This window comes from Pseudomonas sp. LBUM1646 (assembly GCF_059716165.1).
In genome coordinates, this window is record NZ_CP166810.1 from 3,142,963 (window position 1) to 3,167,354 (window position 24,392).

Here is a 24,392-nt window from a genome sequence, read left to right on the forward strand (position 1 = left end):
AACGATTAAAAAATTATTGTTGTTTACGTCGGTCGATCACTAACGGCGTCTTGCCGCTGTGACTGTTTCGTTCAAATTGAGTGGCGGCACAGGGGTTAACTTCAAGGATCAACAGTGCGGCCCTCACTGCATTTTCAAGCGCGGTGTCGGACAGCAGTTGGTCGCAAACCTGTTGCGCCTCGCCATCGGCACGCACCACCAGGCGTTCGCCCCCACTGGGCGCATGGTCGAGCACCATCTGAATGGGCACACCTGCGCAGCGAGCCAGGTGTGAAGGCGAAATGAATTCGGTGCCGATCCGCAGCCATTGTCCGTGCCGTTCCAGCAATTCAAACCGTGGCGAACTCAGCCCGCAGGGGCAATTCCCTGGAACCCAGCGCCCGGTGTCACCCACTTCGTAGCGGCGCACGGTCTGCGTGTCACGGGCCAGTGAAGTGAACAGCAGGCGCCCGACTTCACTGTCGTGGATAGGCACATCCTGTTCCAGACCAACGATTTCCAGGTGCTGGGTATCGCACATCAAGTGAAAGACGCCATCGGTAGTCGCCGCGCAGGCATGACCCAAGGGACCGGCGTCCACGGAGCCGTAGATCGCTGAGCGAATCGTTGACACGCCGCAGCTTTCCATCAGTTGTCGGCTGGCCAGTCCAGGATGCTCGCCACCGAGGAACACCTTACGAATACCCCCATAAGCCCGCAGGGTCGTTTGTTCGTTGAGAAACAGCCGGTGCAGGGTGCTCGGCATGCCGATCAGCACGTTGACTTTCTGCTGGACGATCAGCCGTGCGATTTCGCTGAAGTCGTCGTCATGGGGTGCGCCCATGGGTAAATGGGTGGTGCCCATCAGCCGCAGAATCCAGGAAAAACTGGAAAAACCGCCGTACAGACTGCCGCCATAGAACAGGTTCATGACCCGGTCTTGTGCCGGGTCCAGTCCGGCGGCGAACAGCCCGTCAGCCGTTGCGCGCATTTGCCGTTGAAAGTCGCGGTAGCTGAAACCGGCCAGCGCCGGAGTGCCGCTGCTGCCGCCAGAGCGAAAGTACAGCTGTGCCGATTGGGCAATGGGCTGGGCCTGGAAGGCGTGTTTGTCCATGATCGCAAAGCCCCTCGTGTCCACGGCTGCGGGCACTGCATCGAGGCTGGCATGGGTGCTCAGCACCTCCGCGGGCAGGCTCACCGAGAGGCGGCGACTCAGACGGGCCAGGGCGTATACACCATCATGGGGCTCGCCGGCGTAGCCTTCGTGGATCGACTTGGCAGGCGCAATTCGAGTGACACCGGCATTGACCAGCGTTCGCACCAGCGCCGGCGTTTGTGCCGGTGGGCAAATCAGAGCGCAGCTTTGCAGGACGGTGCGCCAGGGCAGTAGCGTTTCGGCAATCAGCGACTGCGGCACCGGTTTGAGCACCAGGGTGCGAAACAGCGGCGAGGGTGCGAGGGTTCGATGATGCTCCCAGATAACCCGCCATCCTGCTTCGGTCCAGACCTCGCCGATTTGCCCGGCAAAACACTGCTCCAGTCGCGCCATTGCACAGAGGGTGGTGATTTCAGAGGCTTCCTGATCGGTTGGAACCAGCGCCGGCCAGTGTGCGCTGCGACGCTTGAATGCCTCGGCCAGGCGCGATCCCATGTCGTGCAGAACGGCCGGGTCATCGCTGTCCACCAGCACCCATTGCGGGCTGGAACAGGCCTGCTGATCGAGGCGACAGACTTCGTCCACCAGGGCATCCAGTGCGCCCGGCTGCGCAGCTTCGGGCGAGAGATAAGCGAAGCTGATCCGGTGCCCCCAGTCGATCCAGCGACAGCCGATGGGCACTTGCCGACGAATCGCCTTGAGCGCGGTTTCGCCGCCCCATGCCGCCACCGCATCGGCCCGGGTGCAGAGGCGCGCAATGTCTGCGGTCTCGACGGGCAACACCGCAATAAAATCGGCCAGCCTGCCGCTGCTGTCGCATCGGCCGAGGGCGTCCAGCAGGTGTGCCGTCAGGCCCTGGTCGCTGGAACTGGGGCGCAGCCAGTTGATGTTGCCCGCCAGCAGGCTTTCCAGCACCGCACAAAACGCCAGCATCGGCGCATTGCCCGGCGTGATGTGCACCACCAGCCCCAGCGGGTGCCAACTCTCGAAGCGCGGTTGCCGGTAATCGATCCTCCGCAGGGAGCGCGGCTGCAACCCCAGTTCGCGCTCAAGTTTGCTGTTCAGATGCTCTGGCTGGCAGAAATCGATCAGCCCTTGACGCTGATCGTCATCCAGGCCGAGGTCCAGTTCGCGAGTCTGCAAGCGCCGGGCAAAACGCGCGGCCGAGGCCACGACGATTTCGCTGTCGACAGGTGTCATCAGCAATTGCGGCAAAGCCTGGTGCAGACGGTCCAGGGCAGTATCGAGGGCAAGGTCGGCGTGCAGTTGGCCGTTGATCAGGAACATATCAAGCCCTCCCGAGCAATTCGGCCGCAGCCATGGCGCAGCTGCGACCGGGGCTGGTGCCGGCGCGTCCGTGCAACTGAAACCAGTCGCTGGTCAGGCCGCATCCGCACGTTGCGCCGGGGTACAAGGTGGCCAGGTCGCTCATGACCACGGCATGGGCCGGACTCGACGAAATATACGGTGACACGAAGTTCAGCAGGCCGCTTTGGCCATAAGGCTGGACGCTGAAGTCGGCTGGATTGCGCACGAAAACCTTCGAGTAAACCGGTACATGAAAATGATGATGGGCACATTCGATATAGGGCACCGCGTGCTCGACCGCGCCATAGCCGTCGCGGCAGCGGGCCGGTTCGATGCCCAGTTGCCGCTCGATCCGTTCATAGAGTCGAGCCTTGGGAATCTCCTGCGCGGCGTGGTTTTTCCAGCCGCCACCGAGAAACACCAATGACCCGGCAGGCAAATCGAGCGGCGCCATGCCGGTCACCTCCATGCGTTGCAGCGTCTGCCAGAGGAACGCCGGAAAACCGAAAATGCGCACAGGGAGCTGTTCTTCGGCGAACGCCTGCAATGCGCGAATCACGCCGGACAGGTCGAACTCGTGGCCATCGCCGGTGCGCCGCAGGGCGTAGACGATTCGGTTGGCAGGCGCATAACGACACAGGAATTGATCGGTGTAGGCGGTGCCCAGGCGGTTGTCGGACTCGGGTTCATAGCTCAGCAGCAGGTAGTTACACGGGGTGTCCGGGGTGTCCCAGCCATACTGCTGAAAAATCCGCGTGACCATGCCTTGGGCAGCGGCCATGCTGCGTTCGTCATAGCGCATGCGGCTCTTCTGGCCGCTGGTGCCGGACGAGGTCAGCTCCAGCGCGCCTTCACCGGTGGGGCTCAACAACAGATGCTGCTTGAAATAGTTGGCGAAGATCGGCGGCAGTCGCGACCAGTCCTCCAGCGTATTGAAGGCCTGAGCATCCAGGCCGTGGCTGTGCAGCCAACGTTCGTAGCCGGGCGTATGGTGGCAATGAAACAGGCTGATTTCAGCCATGGCGCGATCGAACAACCCCGGCGGTACGCCATCCAGGTTGTAAGGTTGCGCCAACGCACACAGTGCGTCGGTGTAGGGAAGGTGAATCATCAAAAATCCTTTTTTGAGTGTTTGATTTAGACGGCTACCGTGTGCGGCGCCGTCGCAGAAAGGGTTGTAATGGCACGAGGCAGAGCAGCCCTGCAGTAGCGGCGATCAAGGCGAATGACTCAAGGCTGTCTCCGGCACCAAGCGCCGCCATCAGTGACCCGGCGCCGCCCATGATCGAGATGGAAAGCATGCCGATCATGGCCGACACCAGCCCTTTGCTGTCCTCGCTGGAAAACAGCGCCAATCGATACAGCGCGGCATTGCTCATGCCCAGGCCGACGGCGTAGATCGCCAGGCAGCCGACCAGCCACCCAATCGAAGCGCCATAAAAACCAACGATCAGTAGCGCGCCGAGCCCAGCGCAAAAGGGCCAGAGTGCGTAGCGAATCAGTTGCGGCAGGGCCGATCCGGCAACCAGGCGATCAAGCAGCAGATTGCCGAGAATGACCGCGCCGAACACCGGGATCTGCCAGAGCCCGTAGTGCAGGGCGGACAAGCCCTCACCCTGAATCAACAACAGTGGCGACAGGCCAATCCAGGCTATCAGGGGCAAGCTCATCAGCCCCAGGGCGACGGACGACCGCACAAACGCCCGGTTGCGCAATAACACGCCATAGCGGCGCACGGTCCTGCGTAAGTCGAAGGGCATGCCGGTGGTTCCGCCGCCCAGGGTTCGCGGCATGAAGACATACAAACCCACCCAGCCCCCCAAGGCGGCGATACCCAGCAGCAGAAACAGTTCCCGCCACGAGAGCCATTGCAATAGCAAACTGCCGAGCAACGGCCCCAGCAGCGGCGAAAGCAGGGCGATGTTCCCCAGCCACGCCATGATCCGGACCGCATCGGCCTCACAGAACACTTCTTGCAAGGCGGGATAACTCACCGCGATGACAAAGCCCAATCCCATGCCCTGGATCAGTCGCAAGCTGTTGAATGCCTCGATACCTTGCACCCAGTACGCCGCGCCACAGGCCACGGCAAATAGCGCACTGCCGATGAGCAGCAACGGCCGGCGGCCGTAGTGATCGGACAACGGGCCTATCAGCCATTGCAGCAGCACACCGCCGGTCAAATACAGGGTGAATGCATACGGAACATGTTCGGGACTGGCCGCCAGTTGTTCGGTCACGGTCAACATGGCGGGCATGATCAAATCGCTGGCCATATAGGTCAGTAGTTCGAAAACAGCGAGAGCCAGGCAAAAACCGGTTAGTTGTAAGGGGCGTAGATTTATTAGTGATGTGTGCATGACGTCCTTGTCGATACATAAAGTTCAGGGAGCAACGTGTGTCGCTGTATCGAGAGTAATCATGGAGGCGCACTCACCCTAGCGAGCGATTGAGACTTGGGGTTTCAATGGTTTGCCATGTATTGCAAGTTGCCGGGATAAGAAAAAGTAGAGGGCGATGTGGATCCAAACTTACATAAGTGCGAAAAATCCGCTGTACGAAAAATGCCCGCAACAGGGCGGGCATTTGTTCAGGATTGATGAAAAAAGAGTCTTTGTCTTACCTGTGATTCAAAGATGCGGATTACCGGTGCTCGTAATAACCCGGTCCGCCACGATCATAGTGGCGGTCGCCGTGCCAGCCTCCGTGGGGGAAAACGATACAGCCGCTCAGGGACAGTAGAGCGATCAGGGGAATCAGCAGTGTGATTCGACGAAGCATTTCAAAATCCTCATGGTTATCGCCGCAATGAAGCCAAAACTCTTCATCGGCTGTAACATGAGACTCCGTTTACGGCCGTTCATCCCCGTCTGAAGGTAGGGGCTTGGCATGTAAACGGATACAAACCGGATACATTTCAAGGTTCAGGAACCCGCAATGACCCAGTCGCAACGTTTGAAATACTCGATTCTGATCTCCCTGGTAGTCCTGGGGATCATGTTCGGCCTTTCCTATCTGCAAAACGCAGGGATCATCAGCGAGAAGCTGTTCCAGTACATCGCCATTGGCGTGGCCGTGATCGTGGTGGTCGTCAATGGCGTGATGCGTCGCAAGGTCAAGCCTTGAGCGACGCGCTCGAGGTGGTTTCGCTGTAGAGAATGGCAATAGCCTGCGGATGCAGGCTGTAGCTTTTGTCCGCATTGAGCGTGATCACGCCCTCGCTGCATAGCCGCTTCAAAACCTCCCGCACACTCAGGAAGGACAGGGGAATATCCAGGTCCAGCAAATACGTGTGCACGCCGCGTACGCCCAGGTTGCGTTCGTTTTCGGCGGCGTTGAGCAGGGCGTCGATGACTTTCAGGCGAATCAGGCTGGTTCTCAGGCCAAAGCTCTTGAGCAGTACTCTGATTCGTTCGTTTCCGTGGCGCTCGGCCCGTTCAAAGATCCCGGAGCCGTGGCTCATGGAAACGCTCTTTGGCGCATGGCTACCGTCCGTTGGCAGTTGCGAGTTGTACATGCAAAAACTCCTTTTCAGAGCCTGATCAGGAAAAAGTGATGGTGCTCTCAATCATTAAGACGAACGAGCACGGCAAATCATGAAGACTTTGATGTAGAAAATTTGTCGCTTTCTTGTCAGCGCTACGTGATACGGGTTCTGGCGCGGCCCTGAGGGCTAAATATCTTGTTATTCATTTCGTTCCTAAGGCCAGGCACATTCCGTGTAAAACGCGGGGTGTGATTTTCCCCAGGCTGGGTTCCGATGTCGCTGCGCCGCCATCCCGTCGTGCGCCCATCCTGGTTTCAGTCTTTTTTTGGAGCAGGAGCGAGCGTGATTAATTACAGGCAGTTAACCCGGTTAAGCCTTGCAGGAGCGTTGGTCGCGCTGAGTCTTGCGGCATGCGCGCGCAGTGTGCCGGAACCCTCGTCCGTCGATATTCGCCGCACCAGCTTCGGCGTGCCGCACATTCGTGCCGAGAACGAGCGCGGGCTCGGTTACGGTATCGGCTACGCCTACGCCCAGGACAACCTGTGCCTGATGGCCAACGAGATTGTCACCGTCAACGGCGAGCGCTCGAAGTATTTCGGCCCGGACCAGTTCACCATCGAAGAACGCGCCAACCTGGCCAGCGACCTGTTTTTCAACTGGCTGAATACGCCCCAGGCGGTGGCCGGTTTCTGGCAGGCGCAGACCCCGGAAGTAAAGGATCTCATCGACGGTTACGTGGCGGGTTACAACCGCTCGTTGGCTGAGCGTCAGGCCCAGGGTTTGCCGGCTCAATGCCAGGGTGACTGGGTACGTCCGATTGTCGCCCAGGACCTGGTGAAGCTGACGCGGCGCCTGCTGGTCGAAGGCGGGGTCGGGCAGTTTGCCGAAGCGTTGGCCGGCGCTACTCCGCCTGCCGCCGTCGCTCAAGCGGTGGGCGCTACGCAGTCGTTCCAGGTCGCTGCCGAACGCCAGCAACGCTTTGCCCTGGATCGTGGCAGTAACGCGGTGGCGATCGGCAGTGAGCGCTCGTTCAACGGTCGCGGCATGCTGTTGGCCAACCCGCATTTTCCGTGGGTGGGCGGGATGCGCTTCTACCAGATGCACCTGACCATTCCCGGCAAACTGGATGTGATGGGCGCAGCCTTGCCCGGTCTGCCGATGATCAATATCGGTTTCAACCAGCACCTGGCCTGGACCCACACGGTCGATTCGTCCAAGCATTTCACCTTGTATCGCCTGCAACTGGACCCCAAGGATTCCACCCGTTACGTGCTGGATGGCAAGTCGTTGCCACTGGATAAACAAACGCTGACGGTCAACGTGAAACAGCCGGACGGCCAGGTCAAACCGGTTTCCCACGTGGTCTACAGCTCAGTGTTCGGCCCCGTGGTGCAGTGGCCCGGCAAGCTCGATTGGGACAACCAGTTCGCCTACAGCCTGCGCGATGCCAACCTGGAAAACGATCGCGTCCTGCAGCAGTGGTACGCGATGAACCGCGCCACCAGCCTCAAGGATTTGCAGGCCTCGGTGCACAAGATCCAGGGCATCCCGTGGGTCAACACCCTGGCGGCGGATGATCAGGGGCAGACGCTGTACATGAACCTGTCGGTGGTGCCGAACGTCAATGCTGACAAGTTGGCCAAGTGCAGCGATCCGCGCGCCGGGTTGCAGATGATCGTGCTCGATGGTTCCAACAGTGCTTGCGCCTGGGACATCGACCCGAATGCCGCGCAAAAGGGCATTTACGCGGCGGACCAGCTGCCGCAGCTGCTGCGCAAAGACTTTGTGCAGCATTCCAACGATTCCGCCTGGCTGGCCAACCCGGCACAACCGCTTACCGGTTTCTCGCCACTGATCAGCCAGGACAGCCAGCCGTTGGGGCTGCGCTCGCGTTTTGCCCTGGATCGCCTGGGCTTGCTGGCCAAGGCCGGGCCGGTGGCAGCGGCGGATCTGCAACGGATGGTGATGGATGATCAGGTGTATCTGGTGGCACAAGTCATGCCAGACCTACTGAAGTTCTGTAGCACGGATCTGGGTGCGGATGCCGCGACACTCACACCGGTGTGCGCCAGCCTGAAGGCGTGGGATGGCCGGGCGAATCTGGACAGCGGTCTGGGCCTGGTGCATTTCAATATCGTCATGGAGTCGTTGCAGCCATCACCTGGCGTCTGGCGTGTGGCCTTCGATCCGAAAGACGCGCAACACACCCCGCGCGGGCTGGCTTTCGAACGACCAGACGTTGCCAAAGCCATCCGCGAGGCGATGCTCGCCTCCGTGGAGCTGACCACCCACATGGGACTCAAGCCGGACAGCCGCTGGGGCGACATTCAGGTGGTCAGCAGTGGCGGACAACAAACGTCGATCCACGGCGGGCCGGGCACATTGGGGATCTACAACGCTATCCAGAGCGTCCCGAGAACCGACGGTAAACTGGAAGTGGTCAGCGGTACCAGTTATCTGCAAGTGGTGACCTTCGATGAAAAAGGCCCGCACGCCCAAGGTTTGCTGGCGTTCTCGTTGTCCAGTGATCCGACGTCGAAGTATTCGCGGGACCAGACGCAGGCGTTCTCGAAGAAGCAGTTGAGTGTGTTGCCGTTCACCGAGCAGCAGATCCAGGCTGATCCGCAGTATCAGGTTCAGACGCTTCGCGAGTCGGATGAAAAAGCCGGGAAGGTCGCGGCTCAGTAAACACCGCACTATTGGTTGCAGGAACATGAAGGCCGCACCCCACAAGGGTCGCGGCCTTCAGCTTTTTGGCGCTTGCTGCGGAATCGAATTGAGCACCGGATTGCCGTTCTCGTTGCGGGTCAGGTAGACCGGCAACACCCGGGGCAGGGACGCCACCAGGTTGTTAAGCTCCTTGATGTTGTAGATGCCGCCGATGCGGATCGCCGCCGTGCTGTTATCCGCCACCATCACCGGTTTGCTCAGGTAACGATTGATCAGCGGTAACGCGTCGCTCAGGGGCAGGTCGTCGAGCACCAGTTTGCCGCTGCGCCAGGCCAGCGAGTTGTCGTTGGCGTAGGTCTGGCTGATTTGCGGCATGTAGTCGCCGTGACGAAAGCGCGCCTGCATCGCCGGACCCAGGCGCAACCCGTCGCCGTTCAGGCTGTCATTGCTGGTCACCAGCACCGAACCTTCGATCAGGTTCACCCGCACCTGATCTTCATACAGCCAGACGTTGAATTTGGTCCCGGTCACCCGAATCCTGCCTTCGGCCGCCTTGACGATGAAGGGGTGGGTCATGTCGTGGCTGACGTTGAAGAATGCTTCACCCTTTTTCAGCGTGACCCGGCGTTCATCTTTGTAATTGCGGAAGGTCAATTCACTGCCCAGGTTCAGCTCCACCTGGCTGCCATCACTCAAGGTGACCTGGCGGACATTGTCGCTGGCTTCGAAATGCTGGTAGGCATTGGGGAGCCAACCGAGGTTCCAGCCGGTGTACGCCGCCAGCGGCAATGCCAGGGCGCAGACGGCCGCGGTGATACCGAAGGTGCGCCAGGCCGCCGAGGGGCTGGTAGGCGGCACCGGTATGGCAGATTCCGGGCGTGGTAAATCGCCCGCGACCTCCCAGATTTCCAACATGGCTTCGAACTCGAACGCATGCAGCGGATGAGCGTCCCGCCATTGCTCGAATGCCTGGCGCTCCTCGGCCGTGCAGTCGATGGCGTGCAGACGCATGCACCAGTGCGCAGCGGCATCGGTGATGGCGTCGTATTCGGCTTCCGAGAGGGTGTGTTCGGTCATTGACTCATCCTGATTTGCTGCATTCTAACCTTCAGCGCAACGTGGCGAGAACATCGGTCATGGCAATTACCCATCAAAGTGGAACTTATTTTTCACCGTGAGGCCCTAAAAACAGGACATCACCCTGCAGTATCCACAAATGGAGTGAAAAAATGATCAAGAAAACCTTTGCTGCCGTCATTGCCGCTGCAACGTTGCTGAGTGCCGGTGCAGCCATGGCTGATCGGCCAGGCGCCGGCTGGATCTCGATCGAGAAGGCCATCGAAACGGCGAAGACCAAGGCCGGTTATGTCGAGGTCTATGAAGTCAAAGCCGATAACAACGGTTACTGGAAAGGCGAGGGGCGCAAGGCCGATGGCGTGGTCTATGAATTCCGCATCGACGGCGCCTCGGGAAACATACTGCGCGATCAGAAGGATTGAACCGGTCAGGGCACTGTCGCCACAGTGCCCTGGCCTCTAACTTATGGCGTACTGGTGTGGAGCTGGCGCCCCAGATGGCTGATCAGCCAGGACACCGAGTCCGCGTTGCCCAACTGTACCGCCAGCCTGACCGTTGCATCATCCTTGAAGACTGTCCGGGCCTCGGCCAACGTGTCCTTACCGGTCAATTTCAAGACATGGGTCAGTGCCCGATCACTGAATTCGAAAGTCGTATCACCAAAATCTTCCCAGATCCCGTCTTCGGCGTTGTAGATCGCGAACAATTCCGCCTCGGAGGTTTTCTTCGATAGCGCCTTGCTCTGAAGCCCCGTCAACGCCTCCTTGAACGCTATGGCGCGCAGGTTTGTGGTTTCGATCAGGTCAGCAAATGGGCGCGGGGCGTCCAGATACGCGAAGTCCTCAGTCTTGCAGATGATATGGGAAAGCTCATGGATCAACGTTGTGGCTCGGGCATGGGCGCTGATCGGGAAAGAAGCGTCTGTCATGTAGTTACGGTAGTAATCGAATTTGGGGAAAAAGAACTTCTCCGTGAGGTAGATCTTGTTCCTCTCATCCTTTGGGAGCGCGAACGCCAAGACGTTTTCCGGATCCTCCTTTACCGCACCGATGACAAACCGATTGGATTTCTCTCGCCTGAGTGTCGGATCGAGCAGCGCCCCGAAGATCTCCTCCACGACTTTTTCAATCATCGTCACGTGCTCGGGCAGCACCGCCGGCACCTCCAGAAAATCCTTGATCAGTTGATGGATCGGTGTCATTCGAGTCCCCGAGGTCTTCAGCAACTGGAGATTGCGAAAGCTGTTCCAGGCATAGGTGGTCGCCAGGTCGAGACCCTCGTCGATCAGTCGGGCCCTCACCGGAAAGAGCTGACGAATCTCTTCCATGCCATCCGCCAGGACATTCATCCCCTGACTGACGGTGTCCCAGGTTTTCAAGCGACGGAGCAGGCTATAGCGCGGTGTCTGAGCGTCTGAGTCCAATACCCATTTTTTCGCCGGATTTCGCAGTGCATAAGGACCGTCAACCTTGTTGCTACGGATGATCCAGCGATCGCCACGCTTCTGGAGCGGGTACACCTTGCCTTCGATCGGCACGTAGTGCTGTTGGGTGGTCGAATGGGCGTAGAGCCCCAGTTGGCTGTCCAAAGTCAGGTCGCCCAGATCGACATCGGTGCTTTCGTGACGCTGTAAGCGCGTGCGTTCGGGGGCGGTTATGTCGATACGCTGCAAAGACGTGGCGATGGCGCTGGCCGGCGGCGAAGGCTCACGACTGTCCATTGAATCGCGCAACATGGCCAGTTGCGTCATCCCGTGAATGAAGGCCTTTATTGCGGCGCTCCATTTGTGTTCTTGCAGGTCTTCAGCCGAGCCCTTGATATCGCGGTAGCTGCGCCATACCGTGATCGGATACGCCAGCTTGCCCGTCATAAAGGAAAACGCCTGATCCAGGTCTTCGCCCAGTACACGCTTGATGGTTGACCATTCGCCTTGGCTGTCCTTGTCCGATTGGCAGCCCAGTAACCTGCCCAGTAGCTCGGCGTTGTCTTTGAACAAGCGGTTGAACAACGATCCTTTGACGGGGCTGGACGCCAGACTGGCACTGGCCGGCGTACTGGCGGTGGCGGTCAGGCGGTTTTTGCACAGCGCGCGGTTTGACGTCGACAGACTATTGAGAACCCAACGCTGCAACGCGCTGGCTGTCTTCAGCTCGCTCAGCAACGCATTTTCGCTTTCAAATTCTTTCAGCCCGTGTTCCGGGCTGTAGGGCGCCAGCAAGACCTGAGGACCGACCGCGTCCTTTTTGGGGCCGATCAGGTAGACCCCCGGCACTTTGATCGCAGTCTCATTTTTTGCACCCAGCAGCTCAAGCGGGCGGATGAGTGCGTTGCTGCCGTCCACCGCATCTCGGGCAATGGTGTCGGGCATGTCGATGATTTGCCGAATCAGGTCAAACCCGGATTCGCTCAGGCGTTCCTGGAGTTTTTCCGAATGGGCGTAATGCAGCAGTTGCCACGGTAATTGGGCAGCGAAGCGTTTTCTGTGCGTTGCGGCCTCTGCATGAGTGTCGGCGAATGCCTTGTTCAGCTCTGTGCGCTGATGTTCGCCAGGCTTGAGGTTACGGATCAGGTTTTTGATGTAGGTTTCGTCGATTCCGGCGGGAAGCACGCTGGGAGTGAGCGACGCCGGTTTGAAGCTGACATCGTTCAGGTCTTGCAGGTGAGTCAAGGCAAAGGCCGGCAAGGTTTGCGTCTGTGCCGCAGCAGTCACGCGTGCATTGATTTGAATCTCAACCGTGTCCGGGTCGATGGTGTGCTTGTCGGCCTTGAGTTGCTTGTGCAATTCATGATGAGCCGTACGTTCCAGAGTGCGAACGCCGGTCAGGTAGTCCTTGTCGTCTTCGGCATTTTTCAGATATTGCGCCAGCAGTTCGGCGTGCAATATCTGATCTTCCAGAGAAGCATTGGCCAGCCATGCCGGAAGTTTTTGCCGGGTGATCAGCGACTGGGCGATATCCGTCGCCCGTTGCAAGCCGGTCTTCGGTAAGCCCAGTGCCGTCAGGCTCAGCAGATCGGCCCGATGTCGAGTGGGTAGGCTGGAGGCCAATGTGCGCTCAACGGAGGTTCTATCCAATCGAACATGCGGCGTTTGCAGGTGGTCGAGGAAATCCTCATGAATCAGTTGCAGTGGCGCGAGGGTGAGTGCCCGGCCTGCGACGCGTCCGGCCCGCTCCAGGTTCTCCAACAGTGCGGGGCGTTCAAAATCACTGTGCAGGCGCCGGTTGAGTTCGACCAGCATTGGGGTCAACGAAGGGAATGCTTCAAGCCCCAGGGCCGGGGTCCACAGAACGGTTTTACCGGAATGGTCCGGGTCGAGGCCGCCGCGCTCTGTGAGCACAAAACTACTCGCCAGTTTCAGTGACGTCTCAGCGCCGTCGGCCTTGAGCGCCAGGCTAAAGACATCCGGCAGAAAGCCGTTCAATGCGCCACGCGTGCGGCGCACAGGCGTATCGAGCACCGTGCGCACCATCGCTTGCTCCACGCTGCCGAGTGTGCAACTGAGGCTTCGCAATTTGAGTTCGCTGCGCAACGCGGTCGACAGCGTGTGGGCAAACTTGGGTTTGAGCAGCTCCAGCGAGGCGCGCACACTTTCTTCGGCTTGCTCGAGCGTGGTGACAGCGCTGGAAATGGCCGGGTGTTTTTGCAGTTGTTGGTTCAGGGAACTGTCGACGCTGGCCAGCAGCGCCAACTGCTGTTTTGCCGAGTCCGCGCGCACGGTGGCCGGTTGTGCGCTCCAGCGCTGGTCGGCGCGAGTGCTCCAGCGGCCGTTGGCCTCGACGAGCAACAGCCTTTTATCGATCAGGGCGCGTACGTCCAGCGCGCTATCGAGCAATGCGTGAGGATCAAGAACGCCAGCGCTTTCACGGTAACGGCTCAAGGCGTAGGTCAGGTTCTGCTGCTGCTTGGATATAACGTCCGCCATCAAGTGCGCGAACACCGGGCCGTCAATCGGCGTTCCCTCAATCAGCCGTTGGTGTTCCTCAAGTGACAGAAACAGGCCGCGTTCTTCGAGGGCCAGGAAGTTGAAAAGAGTGTCGTCGTGGCCCTCGCTGTTCATCATGCCCAGCAAGGTATTCTTGATCTGGCCCAGGTTGCCGCTGGTTTCGATACCTCTTGCCTGGGTGTACAGAAAAGCGCTGGTCTTGTTGGTGCCGATCATCAAGGTGGAGGCCGGTTCGACGTAATGCTTGAGCGGCGCGGTGACCCGGACTTTTTCGATCCGCACGGGATCGCTTGAGGCGGGCAAATCGTCGGTGCCTGCCAGGTTGACGTCCATCAACCGCAGGTATTCCTCGCGGGTCAGGACGCCTTGCTGGCGTTTGAGCAAAAGGTCCACGCAATAGGTGTCACCCAGGCTTTGGGCGAAAAATGCCGAGCGGGCCAGGCCTTTGCTCATGGGACTGTTCCAGAAGGTCTCGAGCAGGCTGCGCAGGTGCGGCGTCAGGCTTTGCGCAATGTCCTTGATCGCCACCTCCCAAGCCAGGTTATCGGCGTCGCTGCTGACTTCGCGGGCCGGGTGGACAAAAACCCGGGCATTGCCGTCCGGCCACTGGTTGTTCAGGTAGTAGTGCAGCACGGCTTCGCTCAACGACAGCGAGGACTTTTTGCGCTGAGGGGCATTGCCAGCGAAGCTGTCCAGAGCGGTGCGACGCAGGTCCAGTGCCGGGAAGCGTCTGGCCAGGGCGTTCTTGAGGACGTCGTCGAGCATGGTGCGCAGGGTCGGGAACTTGATCAGTTCGGCCAGCATCGTCGTGATGTTCTGGTTTTGATTGCGCTCGATGACGGCTTCCTGATCCTGAAAAACCGCACCGTCAATTGGCTGGGTGGAAACGCTCAGGGTTCTGGCGGCCAGGACGCTGCAGCGCTGTTCGATGGACAGGTAGCGCAGCAACTCACGTTTGCCGGCGGACTCGCCGAGCCATTGTTTCACCTTGTTTTTGAGGTCGTTGATGTCTGCGTATTTGACCAGGCCTTTCCACGGGGTGTAGAGCGTCGCCTCGCCGTCGTCGGGCTTGCTCATGGAAAAAGCCCCCGCCAAGGTGATCGCCGATCCGTTGTCCGCGGTCAGCAACAGCCGGTGCACATGCATGCCGGGCCTGTTGGCCACGCGAGACGTATCGGTGGCCAGGTAAACCGCCTTCAGCCACTTGAGGTCGTCGATGCTGAAGTTCAGGGCTTTTTCACGATCACCCGGCTGCCGGGCGATGGCCGCTGTTTCGGCCTCGTCAAAAAAATAGGGGAGTGGGGGGGCTGTCATGGTTCTTCCTCTGTATGCCAGCAATCGCTGGCAGTTGGATTGAGGAAAAACAGTAAGGCCAGCGCAAAGCCTTGGTGCGGTACATATTGCTTGATTCGATCATGTTGCCGAGGCTTGACAGGACACCTCTAAAACAGCGCTTAATCGGCGATGTTTTTACCGGGTTGCCGCGCAACCCCGTTTCAGCCTGTTGCCCGAACTCAATAATAAAACTGGAGCCTCAGATGACCGCAACACCCGTCAGTTCGAACACCGAACCCCTTGATGTCGATTCACTCGTTTTGTTGCTCGAGCAAGTCTTCCTGCGCCATGGCACCTCGGCCGATGTCGCCCGGACCCTGGCCCTCAACTGTGCCGGTGCCGAGCGCGACGGTGCCCACAGCCACGGTGTGTTCCGCATTCCCGGTTATGTGTCGACGCTGAAAAGCGGTTGGGTCAATGGTCAAGCGGTGCCGGTGGTCGAGGATGTGGCCTCGGGCTTCGTCCGGGTCGACGCTGGCAACGGCTTTGCCCAGCCGGCGCTGGCCGCCGCCCGTGCCTTGCTGGTGGAAAAAGCCCGCAGCGCCGGGATTGCCGTGTTGGCGATTCGCAATTCCCATCACTTCGCCGCGCTCTGGCCGGACGTCGAGCCCTTTGCCTATGAAGGCCTGGTGGCGCTGAGCGTAGTCAACAGCATGACGTGCGTGGTGCCCCACGGTGCCGATCGCCCGCTGTTCGGCACCAACCCGATAGCGTTCGCCGCGCCAAGGGCTGACGGCGAGCCGATTGTCTTCGACCTCGCCACCAGCGCCATCGCCCATGGCGACGTGCAGATCGCCGCGCGCAAGGGTGAGCGGTTGTCGCCGGGCATGGGTGTGGACAGCCTCGGCCAGCCGACCCAGGATCCGAAAGCGATTCTTGAAGGGGGCGCGTTGCTGCCGTTTGGCGGGCATAAGGGGTCGGCGTTGTCGATGATGGTGGAACTGTTGGCCGCCGCGTTGACTGGCGGTAATTTTTCCTTCGAATTCGATTGGTCGAACCATCCGGGCGCCAAGACACCGTGGACCGGGCAATTGCTGATCGTGATCGACCCGAGCAAGGCCGCCGGGCAGAACTTCGCCGAACGCAGCCAGGAACTGGTGCGGCAGATGCACGGCGTGGGGCTCAAGCGTTTGCCGGGGGATCGACGTCATGAACAGCGCGCCAAATCTGCGGCGCAAGGTATTCAGTTAGAGGCTGAAGTGCTGGCCAATCTGCGGGAACTCGCAGGGCTTTGAGCCCTATGTAGCAGCTGCCGAGCACCGCGAGGCTGCGTTCGGCGGCGCAGCCGTCGTAAACCCTGCACACGCGGTCCACCTGACACATCGCATAGCCTGACTTCACGACGGCTTCGCTGCCGAACGCAGCCTCGCGGTGCTCGGCAGCTGCTACAGGGATTCGTCGCCGAACGCAGCCTCGCGGTGCTCGGCAGCTGCTACAGGGCTTCGCTGCCGAACGCAGCCTCGCGGTGCTCGGCAGTTGCTACAGGGATTCGTCGCCGAACGCAGCCTCGCGGTGCTCGGCAGTTGCTACAGGGATTCGCTGCCGAACGCAGCCTCGCGGTGCTCGGCAGCTGCTACAGGGATTCGCTGCCGAACGCAGCCTCGCGGTGCTCGGCAGTTGCTACAGGGATTCGTCGCCGAACGCAGCCTCGCGGTGCTCGGCAGCTGCTACAGGGCTTCGCTGCCGAACGCAGCCTCGCGGTGCTCGGCAGCTGCTACAGGGCTTCGCTGCCGAACGCAGCCTCGCGGTGCTCGGCAGTTGCTACAGGGAATCGCTGCCGAACGCAGCCTCGCGGTGCTCGGCAGCTGCTACAGGGATTCGCTGCCGAACGCAGCCTCGCGGTGCTCGGCAGCTGCTACAGGGATTCGCTGCCGAACGCAGCCTCGCGGTGCTCGGCAGTTGCTACAGGGATTCGCTGCCGAACGCAGCCTCGCGCTGCTCGGCAGCTGCTACAGGGATTCGCTGGCGTAAAAAAGGCGAGCATCAAGCTCGCCTTTTTCATGCAGGACTGATTAACGACGACCCAGCAACAACCCGACCACCAGGCCAAACCCGGCGGAAATCGCCACGGTTTGCCATGGATGGCCACCGATATAGGTTTCAGTAGCGTCCACCGCCGGTTTGGTGCGTTCGCGCACACTGGTGACCGAGTCCAGCGCCTGTTGCAGCTTCTGGGCGACTTGCCCACGCAAGGTATCGGCTTCCTCGCCTACCAGGGAGGCGCTGCTTTTGAGCAATTTGTCCGATTCTTCGATCAGCGCCTGTAGTTCACTGAATGCCTGATCCTTGATTTGGTCTGCGGCGGCTTGTACGGAAGTTTTGCGGGCCATTGAGTCTCTCCTTGCGGGTAAGTGGGCAGTGAACAATGGAGTCTGCGGCGGTTAAAAAAGTTGCAGTGATTTTGCGTGCAGACTCGATCCTGAAGAAAAATCCAGGGTCGGACATTTCCTCCTACAGTGTAAGATGTCGCCTATTTTACGCAGCAGGTATTTCCCATGAGCTTCAATCTGGCCGACAAACCCCTTGCTGAGCGCGCTGCGCTTGAAGACGAAAAATCCCGTCTGTTCGATCTCTGGCAAAGCAACCTGGGCAAGTCCAAGGGCGAAGCTGCACGGTTGTTCGGTGAACGGGCCAAGCGCAAAGGCAAATGGGCGGAATGGGTCCGCGCCGAGCTCGACCTTATGTCGCCACCTGAGTACGCCAACATGGTGCGCAGTGAAGTGAATCGCTTGATGGCTGCTAAATAACCTGATATCAGTCCAAAATCTTTGAACGGTTGGCGCCGATTTCGACGTCAACGCCTGTAGGAGCAAGGCTTGCCCGCGATGGCGTACTTGAGATCGCCATCGTGGGCAAGCCTTGCTCCTACAGGGTGGGGTGTCGTTTATAGGCGCGAGTCATCGAGACCGCCATCGTGGGCAAAACTCGCGACAATCGCCTCGCGCACCTTCAACACCACCGGATCAAGCTGCGTGCTGGTGCGCCAGCCCAGTTCGATCGGGTAACGCGGCAACGCCAGCGGGCAGGGCAGCAGTGTCAGGCCGCTGAGCGCCGCAATGCTTTGTGCGGCGTGGGCCGGAATGGTCGCCACCGCCTGACTGCCCTTGAGCAGATGCGGCAACGCCGCGAAGTGCGTGGTCGAGGCGCACACCCGCCGACTCAGCCCCAACGCCGCCAACCCTTCATCGGTGATCCCGATAAAACCGCCGGACGACACCAGAATGTGTTCCCGCGCGACGAATTCCTCCAGGCTGAGCGTCTGCTGCCCTTGCGCCAGGCTGATCGGGTCCACCAGACACAGATAACCCCCTTCGCCCAGCACCTGCCGGCTAAGTAAACGCTCGGCAAACCCACCGGCGGTGATCGCCAGATCAATGCTGCGCTCCATCAATGCATGGGCAACGATCTGGCTGTGAGTCTGGCGGAAGATCAATCGCAGTTTCGGTGCGGCGCGTGCGATTTCTTCAATCAGCCGCCGTCCGTAGGCGATCTCGAAGTCATCCGACAAGCCCACGGTGACTGAACGACCTTCGTAATGACTGGCCCCGGGATCGACCATCGCCAAACTCTGCCGACATTTATTCAATGCATCGCTGACCACCGGTTTCAACTGATTGGCCTTGAGGGTCGGCGCCAAACCACGCCCCGTGCGCACGAACAATTGATCGCCATACACCTCCCGCAGCCGCCGCAATGCGGCGCTGACCGCCGATTGCGTGACTCCCAGGCGCAAGGCGGCGCGGCTGGCACTGGACTCCTCGTGCAAGGCTTCGAAGACTTTGAGCAGGTTGAGGTCGACGGTGGCGATATTCATGGTGTTTATATCATTCAGCAGCGAACAGGGCTTTATTCATGATCCGGTGGCCGCCGAGAATGAGCAACACCTCATTGCCCACGGAGTTACCACGATGTCCAAGTCAATTGTTGCTGCCCTGCAAATCGGCGCCTTGCCTGGTGGCAAGGGCGAAACACTGGAGCAGATCCTTTCCTGGGAAAACGCAATCATCGAGTCCGGCGCGGCGCTGGTGGTCATGCCCGAAGCACTGCTGGGGGGCTACCCCAAAGGCGAGGGGTTCGGCACGCAGTTGGGTTACCGCTTGCCAGAGGGGCGCGAGGCGTTTGCGCGGTACTTTGCCAACGCCATCGACGTGCCCGGTGCCGAGACCGAAGCATTGGCCGGGTTGTCGGCGCGCACCGGGGCGAACCTGGTGCTTGGCGTGATCGAGCGCGCGGGCAGCACTTTATATTGCACGGCGCTGTACTTCGATCCGCAGGCCGGATTGGTGGCCAAACACCGCAAGCTGATGCCGACCGGCACCGAACGGTTGATCTGGGGCAAGGGCGATGGCTCGACGTTGCCGGTGATCGACAGCCAGGTCGGGCGCCTCGCCGCCGTGGTGTGCTGGGAAAACATGATGCCGCTGCTGCGCACCGCGATGTACGCCAAAGGCGTGGAAGTCTGGTGTGCTCCGACCGTGGATGAACGCGAAATGTGGCAAGTCAGCATGCGCCACATCGCCCATGAAGGCCGTTGCTTTGTGGTCAGTGCGTGCCAGGTGCAGGACTCGCCACAGGCCTTGGGCGTGGACATCGCCAACTGGCCGGTGGATCGGCCGTTGATTGCCGGCGGCAGTGTGATCGTCGGGCCGATGGGCGACATTCTGGCCGGGCCGCTGCGGGGCGGGCCGGGTTTGTTGACCGCTGAAATCGACACCGCCGAACTGATCCGCGCACGTTACGACTTCGACGTGGTCGGCCACTACGCGCGGCCGGATGTGTTCGAACTGAGCGTCGATGAACGCGCCAAACCGGGTGTGCGTTTCACTGCATAGCCCATGCTGGGTCGCTGCAACCCCTACGGGATGTGATTCGCCTTATTTTTCGAATGTTTGCAGCCATTCTTCGCGGGTGATTTCCCAGATGTCTCTCTGGAATCGGCCGCTGACGAAGTTGTCTTCGTCGCTGCGAATCAAGCGCATGCCGGATCGTTCCGAGAGTTTGCGCGAGCCAATGTTGGGTGTCGCTTTCGGCACCCGCATCAGCGGTCGGCCAAGGGTCTGGAACCAATATTCGGTAACCGCTGCACTGGCTTCGGTCATCAAGCCCTGGCCCTGCCAGTGCGGCGTAAGCCAAAAGCCGCGATTGTTGTCCTGGTGGTCCATCAGGCTGACATTGCCGATCAGTTGCTCCGGCGCTGACTTCAAACGAATCGACCAGTGCCACTCTTCGCCCCGGGCAATTGCGGGTAGGGCAATGTCACGCAAATAGGTCAACGCGCCGTCGGCAGGATACGGCCACGGTACGAAGGCATTGAGATAACGCACCACTTCCCAGTGCGGGAATTGTTGCTGGATGGCGTTGGCGTCGGCCAGTTCCAGCGGGCGCAGGATCAAGCGTTCGGTGTAGAGCGTGGGTGTGGCTTCCATGGGCGAATGGATCTCCTTGTGAATCTGTACTGAACGATACGGCTGGCGGCGAATTTACCAGGTCGCCGCACTCGACCCCGGAAAACTGAGCTTGCCGGTATCGACAAAACGCATCGTGCCAAACAACCCGCCGGCCAGTTTGCCGCGCAATACGTAGGGCAGATTATCGAGGGTTTGCGTCTGGCTCAGGCCCAGGGTTTGGCGCAGTACCGAGAACGCCGAGACACTCACCGGTACGGTCAGCACGGCTTCGGAAAATCGCGGGATCGTGCCCGACTGATCGCTGACGCCAGAGGCTAATGGCCGGCCGTTGACTTCCAGGTCCAGCGCCACGCCGTTGTAGTCGATGGCGGTTTCATTAGGGTTTTGCACGCGGATTTTCATGGCGAAACGCACTTCCAGATCCTGGCTTTGCAGTGGTTCGATGCCGACCACGTTGATGTTGAGCGGATCGCGATGGGGGAACAGTGCGCAGGCGCTCAGGGAGAGCAACAGCAGGGAAAGGGACAGGGCAAGAAGTCTGCGCATGAAAGGCTCTCGACAGAAAAAGGGACTGAACCGCCAGGGTAAAAATCTGGCGGTTCACCTGTGCGACCACGCTCACTGTGAGGGGTTCGCCGCAGGCTGTCACTTGTTCATGATTGCCAGTGGTTTCAGTTGCCCTTGACCGGCGTCGGCAAGGTCACGAGGTTCACGTAGCCATCCCAGAACTGCTTCTGATCGATGGCAAACACCACTTTGGCTTTTTGCGTGCCCATCGGCGGGCTTTTCTTGTAGCCCAGGGCCCGGCCGTAATCGGCACCGAACTGCGCGTCCACATCGACCCATAGGTCGCGGGACTCGGTGACGATGCCCGGTTCCACCAGAAACAGCGCTGGCAGGCTGTCCCAGGTGAAGCTGTGATACGCCGGATCCTTGTCGAACAGCGGGCCGAATTCATGCTTGTACAGGTCGGCAATCGGCCCCGGTTTGGCGATCACTCGTTTGTACACCGAGGCATCGAACGTGACCTTCTCGCAGACATCGTTGGGGAAGATCACGTGTTCGATGGGCGAGCGCAGCACGATCTTCGCCGCCTCGGGATCGAACCACCAGTTGAACTCGGCGGCCGGCGTGGTATTGCCCGGAATCTCGAGGGCGCCGCCCATGTACACGATGCGTTTGATCAACGGCACGATGTCGGGCGCGGAACGGATCGCCAGCGCGATATTGGTCAGCGGCCCGACCGCCAGCAGCGTCACCTCATGGGGATTGGCGCGCACGCTGTCGACGATGAATTGCGCGGCGGTTTCTTTACGAAGTGTTGTGTGGGTCGCCAGGCCATCCGGCGGCGCGACCAGTTGCGTGGCGGCAGTCGGGCGCGGCGCCTTGAACGCTCCCGGCCAACCGGCACCGAACAGCGCCTGTTCCTGGGGGTAGGTGGCGAAGTCATGCAGCAGCGGATACGCCGCCCCGGAATACACCCCGACCTCCTTTTCCACGCCCATGCGTTCGACAGCCTTGAGCGCGTCGACCTGTTCCTGATCGACCCAGGCGTTGCCGCTGACCAGGGTCATGCCGAGCAGGTCGATGCGTTTTTGCGCGTGCAACTGGGCGAGCATGATGAAGGCCTGGCCGTCATCGTTGAGCACGTTGAAGTCGGTGTCGAAGATGACTTTTTCCGCCGCTTGCAGGGAGCCGGCGCACAGGCCGGCGGCGACAAGCAGGGCACAGCGTTTGATCAAACCTTGCATGGAGACTCACCTGATGATTTGTATTTGTCCGGTTACCACGTCACCCGTAGGAGCAGCCTGCGGCAGCTCCTACGGGGTCGGGTGTGTCAGCGGTTTACCAGTTTGGCTGGCAACGCAATCACCAGGAAGCTGCTGAGAATCAGGCACCCGGCAAAGAACCACAACGCCCCGGCACTGCTGCCGGTGACATCAATCGCCACGCCCATCAGCGAGTTGCTGACCAACCCGGCAATGTTCGCCAACGAACAGGCGAGGGCAAACCCGGTGGCCGCCGCCGTGCCTTTAAGGAAGGTCGCCGGCAGGCTGAAAAACACGGGTACCGCACCGATGATCGCCGCCGATGCGATGGCGAACAGCGCCACGGTCGCGACTACGTTGTGCACGAAGAACGGCGCAGTGGCCATGGCTGCAGCGCCGACCAGGAACGGCACGATGATGTGCCAGCGGCGTTCGCGGTGTTTGTCCGAGCTTGCACCGATCAGCAGCATGCCCAGCAGCGCGGCGACGCTCGGCAACGCGGTGAGGATGCCGATGTGGAAGGTGTCGACGATCCCGGCATTACGGATGAAGGTTGGCATCCAGAAACCCATGGCGTAGGCGCTGAGCAGGATCGAGAAGTCGATCCCACCGAGCATCCACACTTTCAGGTTGAAGAAACCGTCGCGAAAGCTGTGTTTGCTGTCGCCGGCACTCGCCTCGTCGGCGCGCAGATCCTGTTCCAGCAGGGCTTTTTCTTCGTTGTTGAGCCACTTGGCTTGTTGATAGCTGTTCGGCAGCGCCCAAAAGGTCAACACGCCCAGCAACACGCTAGGCACCGCTTCGATCAGGAACAGCCATTGCCAGCCGTGCAAGCCGCCAAGGGTATCGAAATGACTCATCACCCAGCCGGACAGCGGCCCGCCAATCACGCTGGACAACGGCAAACCGATCATGAACAGCGCGATGATGCGGCCGCGTCGATAGGTTGGAAACCAAGTGGTCAGGTAATACAGCACCCCCGGCAGAAACCCGGCTTCGGCGGCGCCGAGCAAGAAACGCAGGACGTAGAACTGGGTGGTGGAGGTCACGAGCATGGTGCAGGCCGAGAGCAGGCCCCAGGTGATCATGATCCGGGCGATCCAGATCTTCGCGCCGACTTTCTCCAGCACCAGGTTGCTCGGGACTTCGAACAGGATGTAGCCGACAAAAAACAGCCCGGCGCCGAGGCCGAACGCGGTTTCGCTGAAGTGCAGTTGGTCGAGCATCTGCAGTTTGGCGAAGCCGATGTTGATCCGGTCGAGGTACGCGGCCAGGTAGCAAAAGCACAGGAACGGAATCAGCTTCCAGGTGATCTTGTGGTAAAGCGCTTGAATCGGGTCGGCGACCGTGGTCGCGGGTGCTGCGTTCGCAATGGGCATCGGATGTCTCCTGGCGGTGACTTATGGTTTTTATACAGCCGCTTTTTCCAGCGCTCTGGCGCGCTGCAAAAGCGACGTCCAAAGGCAGTGTCAGAAGACTGGGGTCGCACCCTGTAGGAGCGAAGCTTGCTCGCGAAGGCATTCTTGAAATCGCCATCGCGGACTAGCCTCGCTCCTACAGGGTTTGCGCCTCAGTTTTTACCAAGACCAACGCTCTAAATGGCGCGGTTCTTGTGGCACGCATCAGCTTTTTTCGAAGTGGGCGATGGCCTCCTGTTTGCTGACGACATCGCCGTACTTGCTGTCGATGTCGAACAGGTTGGCTTCATGGGGCGCCGGATGCCGGTCGCCGACGCACTCGCGCACGACAATGGTGCGGAAGCCGTGTTGCACCGCGTCCACGGCGGTCGCCCGAATGCAGCCGCTGGTGGAGCAACCGGCCAGCACCACGGTATCGATCCCTTGAGCGTGCAGCATCGAGGCCAGGCTGCTGCCGAAAAAGGCACTGGCATATTGTTTGCTGATCACCACTTCATCCTCCTGCGGCAGCACCTCTTCGCAAAACGCCGCCAAGGGGTTGCCCTCGACCATGTCCTTCATCACCGGGGCCTTTTTCACCCAGATACCGCCGTCGGCGAAATGGCCGGGATGGTAGCGGATATTGGTGTGCACCACCGGGATGCCCTGACGACGTGCGCTGCTCAGCAGTTCGACGCTTTCAGCCACGGCGCTGACCACGCCAGGAGCAAACAGCGGCGCGCCTTCGGTGGTGTAGCCGCGCATGAAATCGATCATCAGCAACGCAGCCTTCTGGCCGAACCCGATGCGCTGGCCCCACACGCCTTGATAGTTGTCGTTGGCGGTTTGTTCGCTCATCTCGC

19 protein-coding genes are annotated in these 24,392 nt (G+C 60.1%); 6 read left to right on the forward strand and 13 right to left on the reverse strand.

Features of this window, described 5'->3' with window-relative positions; genetic code table 11:
• Window positions 1-13: 13 nt before the first annotated feature.
• Genes ACA071_RS14595 through ACA071_RS14605 form a run of 3 tightly spaced genes read right to left on the reverse strand, consistent with a single transcriptional unit; the run spans window position 14 to window position 4,803 of the window.
• A complete protein-coding gene (locus ACA071_RS14595; protein WP_497644989.1) occupies window positions 14-2,422 on the reverse strand; it encodes an acyl-CoA reductase in 2,409 nt (802 codons plus the stop codon).
• Between the two features lies 1 nt (window position 2,423).
• Window positions 2,424-3,554, reverse strand: coding sequence for a LuxE/PaaK family acyltransferase (locus tag ACA071_RS14600; protein ID WP_497644990.1), 1,131 nt, complete (start codon window positions 3,552-3,554; stop codon window positions 2,424-2,426).
• Between the two features lie 34 nt (window positions 3,555-3,588).
• Entirely contained in the window at window positions 3,589-4,803 is a 1,215-nt protein-coding gene (locus tag ACA071_RS14605) for an MFS transporter (protein WP_497644991.1), read from the reverse strand.
• Between the two features lie 577 nt (window positions 4,804-5,380).
• Between ACA071_RS14605 and ACA071_RS14610 the strand changes: the two genes are divergently transcribed.
• Window positions 5,381-5,569 carry a hypothetical protein gene (locus ACA071_RS14610; protein WP_054046397.1) on the forward strand — a complete coding sequence of 63 codons (189 nt, stop codon included), beginning with the start codon at window positions 5,381-5,383 and terminating at the stop codon, window positions 5,567-5,569.
• Here the strand turns inward: ACA071_RS14610 and ACA071_RS14615 are convergent.
• On the reverse strand, window positions 5,559-5,960 hold the full coding sequence (locus tag ACA071_RS14615; protein WP_497644992.1) for a fe2+ zn2+ uptake regulation protein: 402 nt from the start codon (window positions 5,958-5,960) through the stop codon (window positions 5,559-5,561). The genes ACA071_RS14610 and ACA071_RS14615 overlap by 11 nt on opposite strands.
• Before the next feature lie 312 nt (window positions 5,961-6,272).
• On the opposite strand from ACA071_RS14615, the gene pvdQ reads away from it, so the two are divergent.
• Window positions 6,273-8,618 (forward strand): bifunctional acylase PvdQ, encoded by a 2,346-nt coding sequence (pvdQ, locus tag ACA071_RS14620; RefSeq protein ID WP_497644993.1) that lies wholly within the window; start codon window positions 6,273-6,275, stop codon window positions 8,616-8,618.
• A 57-nt stretch (window positions 8,619-8,675) separates the two neighbouring features.
• Here the strand turns inward: pvdQ and ACA071_RS14625 are convergent, their stop codons facing one another.
• Window positions 8,676-9,677: a FecR family protein gene (locus tag ACA071_RS14625; protein WP_497644994.1), complete on the reverse strand. Its 1,002-nt coding sequence runs from the start codon at window positions 9,675-9,677 to the stop codon at window positions 8,676-8,678.
• Between the two features lie 152 nt (window positions 9,678-9,829).
• Between ACA071_RS14625 and ACA071_RS14630 the strand changes: the two genes are divergently transcribed.
• Entirely contained in the window at window positions 9,830-10,099 is a 270-nt protein-coding gene (locus ACA071_RS14630; protein WP_497644995.1) for a PepSY domain-containing protein, read from the forward strand.
• Between the two features lie 41 nt (window positions 10,100-10,140).
• On the opposite strand, the gene ACA071_RS14635 is transcribed toward ACA071_RS14630, so the two are convergent.
• On the reverse strand, window positions 10,141-14,934 hold the full coding sequence (locus ACA071_RS14635) for a dermonecrotic toxin domain-containing protein (protein ID WP_497644996.1): 4,794 nt from the start codon (window positions 14,932-14,934) through the stop codon (window positions 10,141-10,143).
• 224 nt (window positions 14,935-15,158) lie between these two features.
• Here ACA071_RS14635 and ACA071_RS14640 point away from each other — a divergent pair, with 224 nt between their 5' ends.
• Window positions 15,159-16,190 (forward strand): Ldh family oxidoreductase, encoded by a 1,032-nt coding sequence (locus ACA071_RS14640; RefSeq protein ID WP_497644997.1) that lies wholly within the window; start codon window positions 15,159-15,161, stop codon window positions 16,188-16,190.
• Window positions 16,191-16,967: 777 nt separating this feature from the next.
• Here ACA071_RS14640 and ACA071_RS14645 read toward each other — a convergent pair.
• Window positions 16,968-17,285 carry an ElaB/YgaM/YqjD family protein gene (locus ACA071_RS14645; RefSeq protein ID WP_497644998.1) on the reverse strand — a complete coding sequence of 106 codons (318 nt, stop codon included), beginning with the start codon at window positions 17,283-17,285 and terminating at the stop codon, window positions 16,968-16,970.
• 165 nt (window positions 17,286-17,450) lie between these two features.
• On the opposite strand from ACA071_RS14645, the gene ACA071_RS14650 reads away from it, so the two are divergent.
• Window positions 17,451-17,702 carry a hypothetical protein gene (locus tag ACA071_RS14650; protein WP_123407440.1) on the forward strand — a complete coding sequence of 84 codons (252 nt, stop codon included), beginning with the start codon at window positions 17,451-17,453 and terminating at the stop codon, window positions 17,700-17,702.
• Between the two features lie 137 nt (window positions 17,703-17,839).
• On the opposite strand, the gene ACA071_RS14655 is transcribed toward ACA071_RS14650, so the two are convergent.
• Entirely contained in the window at window positions 17,840-18,778 is a 939-nt protein-coding gene (locus tag ACA071_RS14655; protein WP_497645310.1) for a LysR family transcriptional regulator, read from the reverse strand.
• A gap of 85 nt (window positions 18,779-18,863) precedes the next feature.
• Here ACA071_RS14655 and ACA071_RS14660 point away from each other — a divergent pair, with 85 nt between their 5' ends.
• On the forward strand, window positions 18,864-19,787 hold the full coding sequence (locus ACA071_RS14660) for a carbon-nitrogen hydrolase family protein (RefSeq protein WP_497645000.1): 924 nt from the start codon (window positions 18,864-18,866) through the stop codon (window positions 19,785-19,787).
• A 42-nt stretch (window positions 19,788-19,829) separates the two neighbouring features.
• Here ACA071_RS14660 and ACA071_RS14665 read toward each other — a convergent pair whose 3' ends face one another.
• The 5 genes from ACA071_RS14665 to ACA071_RS14685 all read right to left on the reverse strand — a co-directional run bounded on the left by ACA071_RS14665 (window position 19,830) and on the right by ACA071_RS14685 (window position 24,387).
• Window positions 19,830-20,381 carry a GNAT family N-acetyltransferase gene (locus tag ACA071_RS14665; protein WP_497645001.1) on the reverse strand — a complete coding sequence of 184 codons (552 nt, stop codon included), beginning with the start codon at window positions 20,379-20,381 and terminating at the stop codon, window positions 19,830-19,832.
• Window positions 20,382-20,435: 54 nt separating this feature from the next.
• Complete coding sequence (locus ACA071_RS14670) at window positions 20,436-20,909, reverse strand: LEA/WHy family protein (protein ID WP_497645002.1); 474 nt, start codon at window positions 20,907-20,909, stop codon at window positions 20,436-20,438.
• Between the two features lie 125 nt (window positions 20,910-21,034).
• Window positions 21,035-22,114, reverse strand: coding sequence for a nucleoside hydrolase (locus ACA071_RS14675; RefSeq protein ID WP_497645003.1), 1,080 nt, complete (start codon window positions 22,112-22,114; stop codon window positions 21,035-21,037).
• Window positions 22,115-22,200: 86 nt separating this feature from the next.
• A complete protein-coding gene (locus ACA071_RS14680; RefSeq protein ID WP_497645005.1) occupies window positions 22,201-23,511 on the reverse strand; it encodes an MFS transporter in 1,311 nt (436 codons plus the stop codon).
• A gap of 243 nt (window positions 23,512-23,754) precedes the next feature.
• Entirely contained in the window at window positions 23,755-24,387 is a 633-nt protein-coding gene (locus tag ACA071_RS14685) for an N-carbamoylsarcosine amidohydrolase (RefSeq protein WP_497645007.1), read from the reverse strand.
• Window positions 24,388-24,392 lie beyond the last annotated feature (5 nt).

Coding starts and splice junctions, on each gene's coding strand:
- ACA071_RS14595 (WP_497644989.1), bottom strand. CDS start 2,422: ATGTTCCTGATCAACGGCCAACTGCACGCCGACCTTGCCCTCGATACT.
- ACA071_RS14600 (WP_497644990.1), bottom strand. CDS start 3,554: ATGATTCACCTTCCCTACACCGACGCACTGTGTGCGTTGGCGCAACCT.
- ACA071_RS14605 (WP_497644991.1), bottom strand. CDS start 4,803: ATGCACACATCACTAATAAATCTACGCCCCTTACAACTAACCGGTTTT.
- ACA071_RS14610 (WP_054046397.1), top strand. CDS start 5,381: ATGACCCAGTCGCAACGTTTGAAATACTCGATTCTGATCTCCCTGGTA.
- ACA071_RS14615 (WP_497644992.1), bottom strand. CDS start 5,960: ATGTACAACTCGCAACTGCCAACGGACGGTAGCCATGCGCCAAAGAGC.
- ACA071_RS14625 (WP_497644994.1), bottom strand. CDS start 9,677: ATGACCGAACACACCCTCTCGGAAGCCGAATACGACGCCATCACCGAT.
- ACA071_RS14630 (WP_497644995.1), top strand. CDS start 9,830: ATGATCAAGAAAACCTTTGCTGCCGTCATTGCCGCTGCAACGTTGCTG.
- ACA071_RS14635 (WP_497644996.1), bottom strand. CDS start 14,934: ATGACAGCCCCCCCACTCCCCTATTTTTTTGACGAGGCCGAAACAGCG.
- ACA071_RS14640 (WP_497644997.1), top strand. CDS start 15,159: ATGACCGCAACACCCGTCAGTTCGAACACCGAACCCCTTGATGTCGAT.
- ACA071_RS14645 (WP_497644998.1), bottom strand. CDS start 17,285: ATGGCCCGCAAAACTTCCGTACAAGCCGCCGCAGACCAAATCAAGGAT.
- ACA071_RS14650 (WP_123407440.1), top strand. CDS start 17,451: ATGAGCTTCAATCTGGCCGACAAACCCCTTGCTGAGCGCGCTGCGCTT.
- ACA071_RS14660 (WP_497645000.1), top strand. CDS start 18,864: ATGTCCAAGTCAATTGTTGCTGCCCTGCAAATCGGCGCCTTGCCTGGT.
- ACA071_RS14665 (WP_497645001.1), bottom strand. CDS start 20,381: ATGGAAGCCACACCCACGCTCTACACCGAACGCTTGATCCTGCGCCCG.
- ACA071_RS14670 (WP_497645002.1), bottom strand. CDS start 20,909: ATGCGCAGACTTCTTGCCCTGTCCCTTTCCCTGCTGTTGCTCTCCCTG.
- ACA071_RS14675 (WP_497645003.1), bottom strand. CDS start 22,114: ATGCAAGGTTTGATCAAACGCTGTGCCCTGCTTGTCGCCGCCGGCCTG.
- ACA071_RS14680 (WP_497645005.1), bottom strand. CDS start 23,511: ATGCCCATTGCGAACGCAGCACCCGCGACCACGGTCGCCGACCCGATT.
- ACA071_RS14685 (WP_497645007.1), bottom strand. CDS start 24,387: ATGAGCGAACAAACCGCCAACGACAACTATCAAGGCGTGTGGGGCCAG.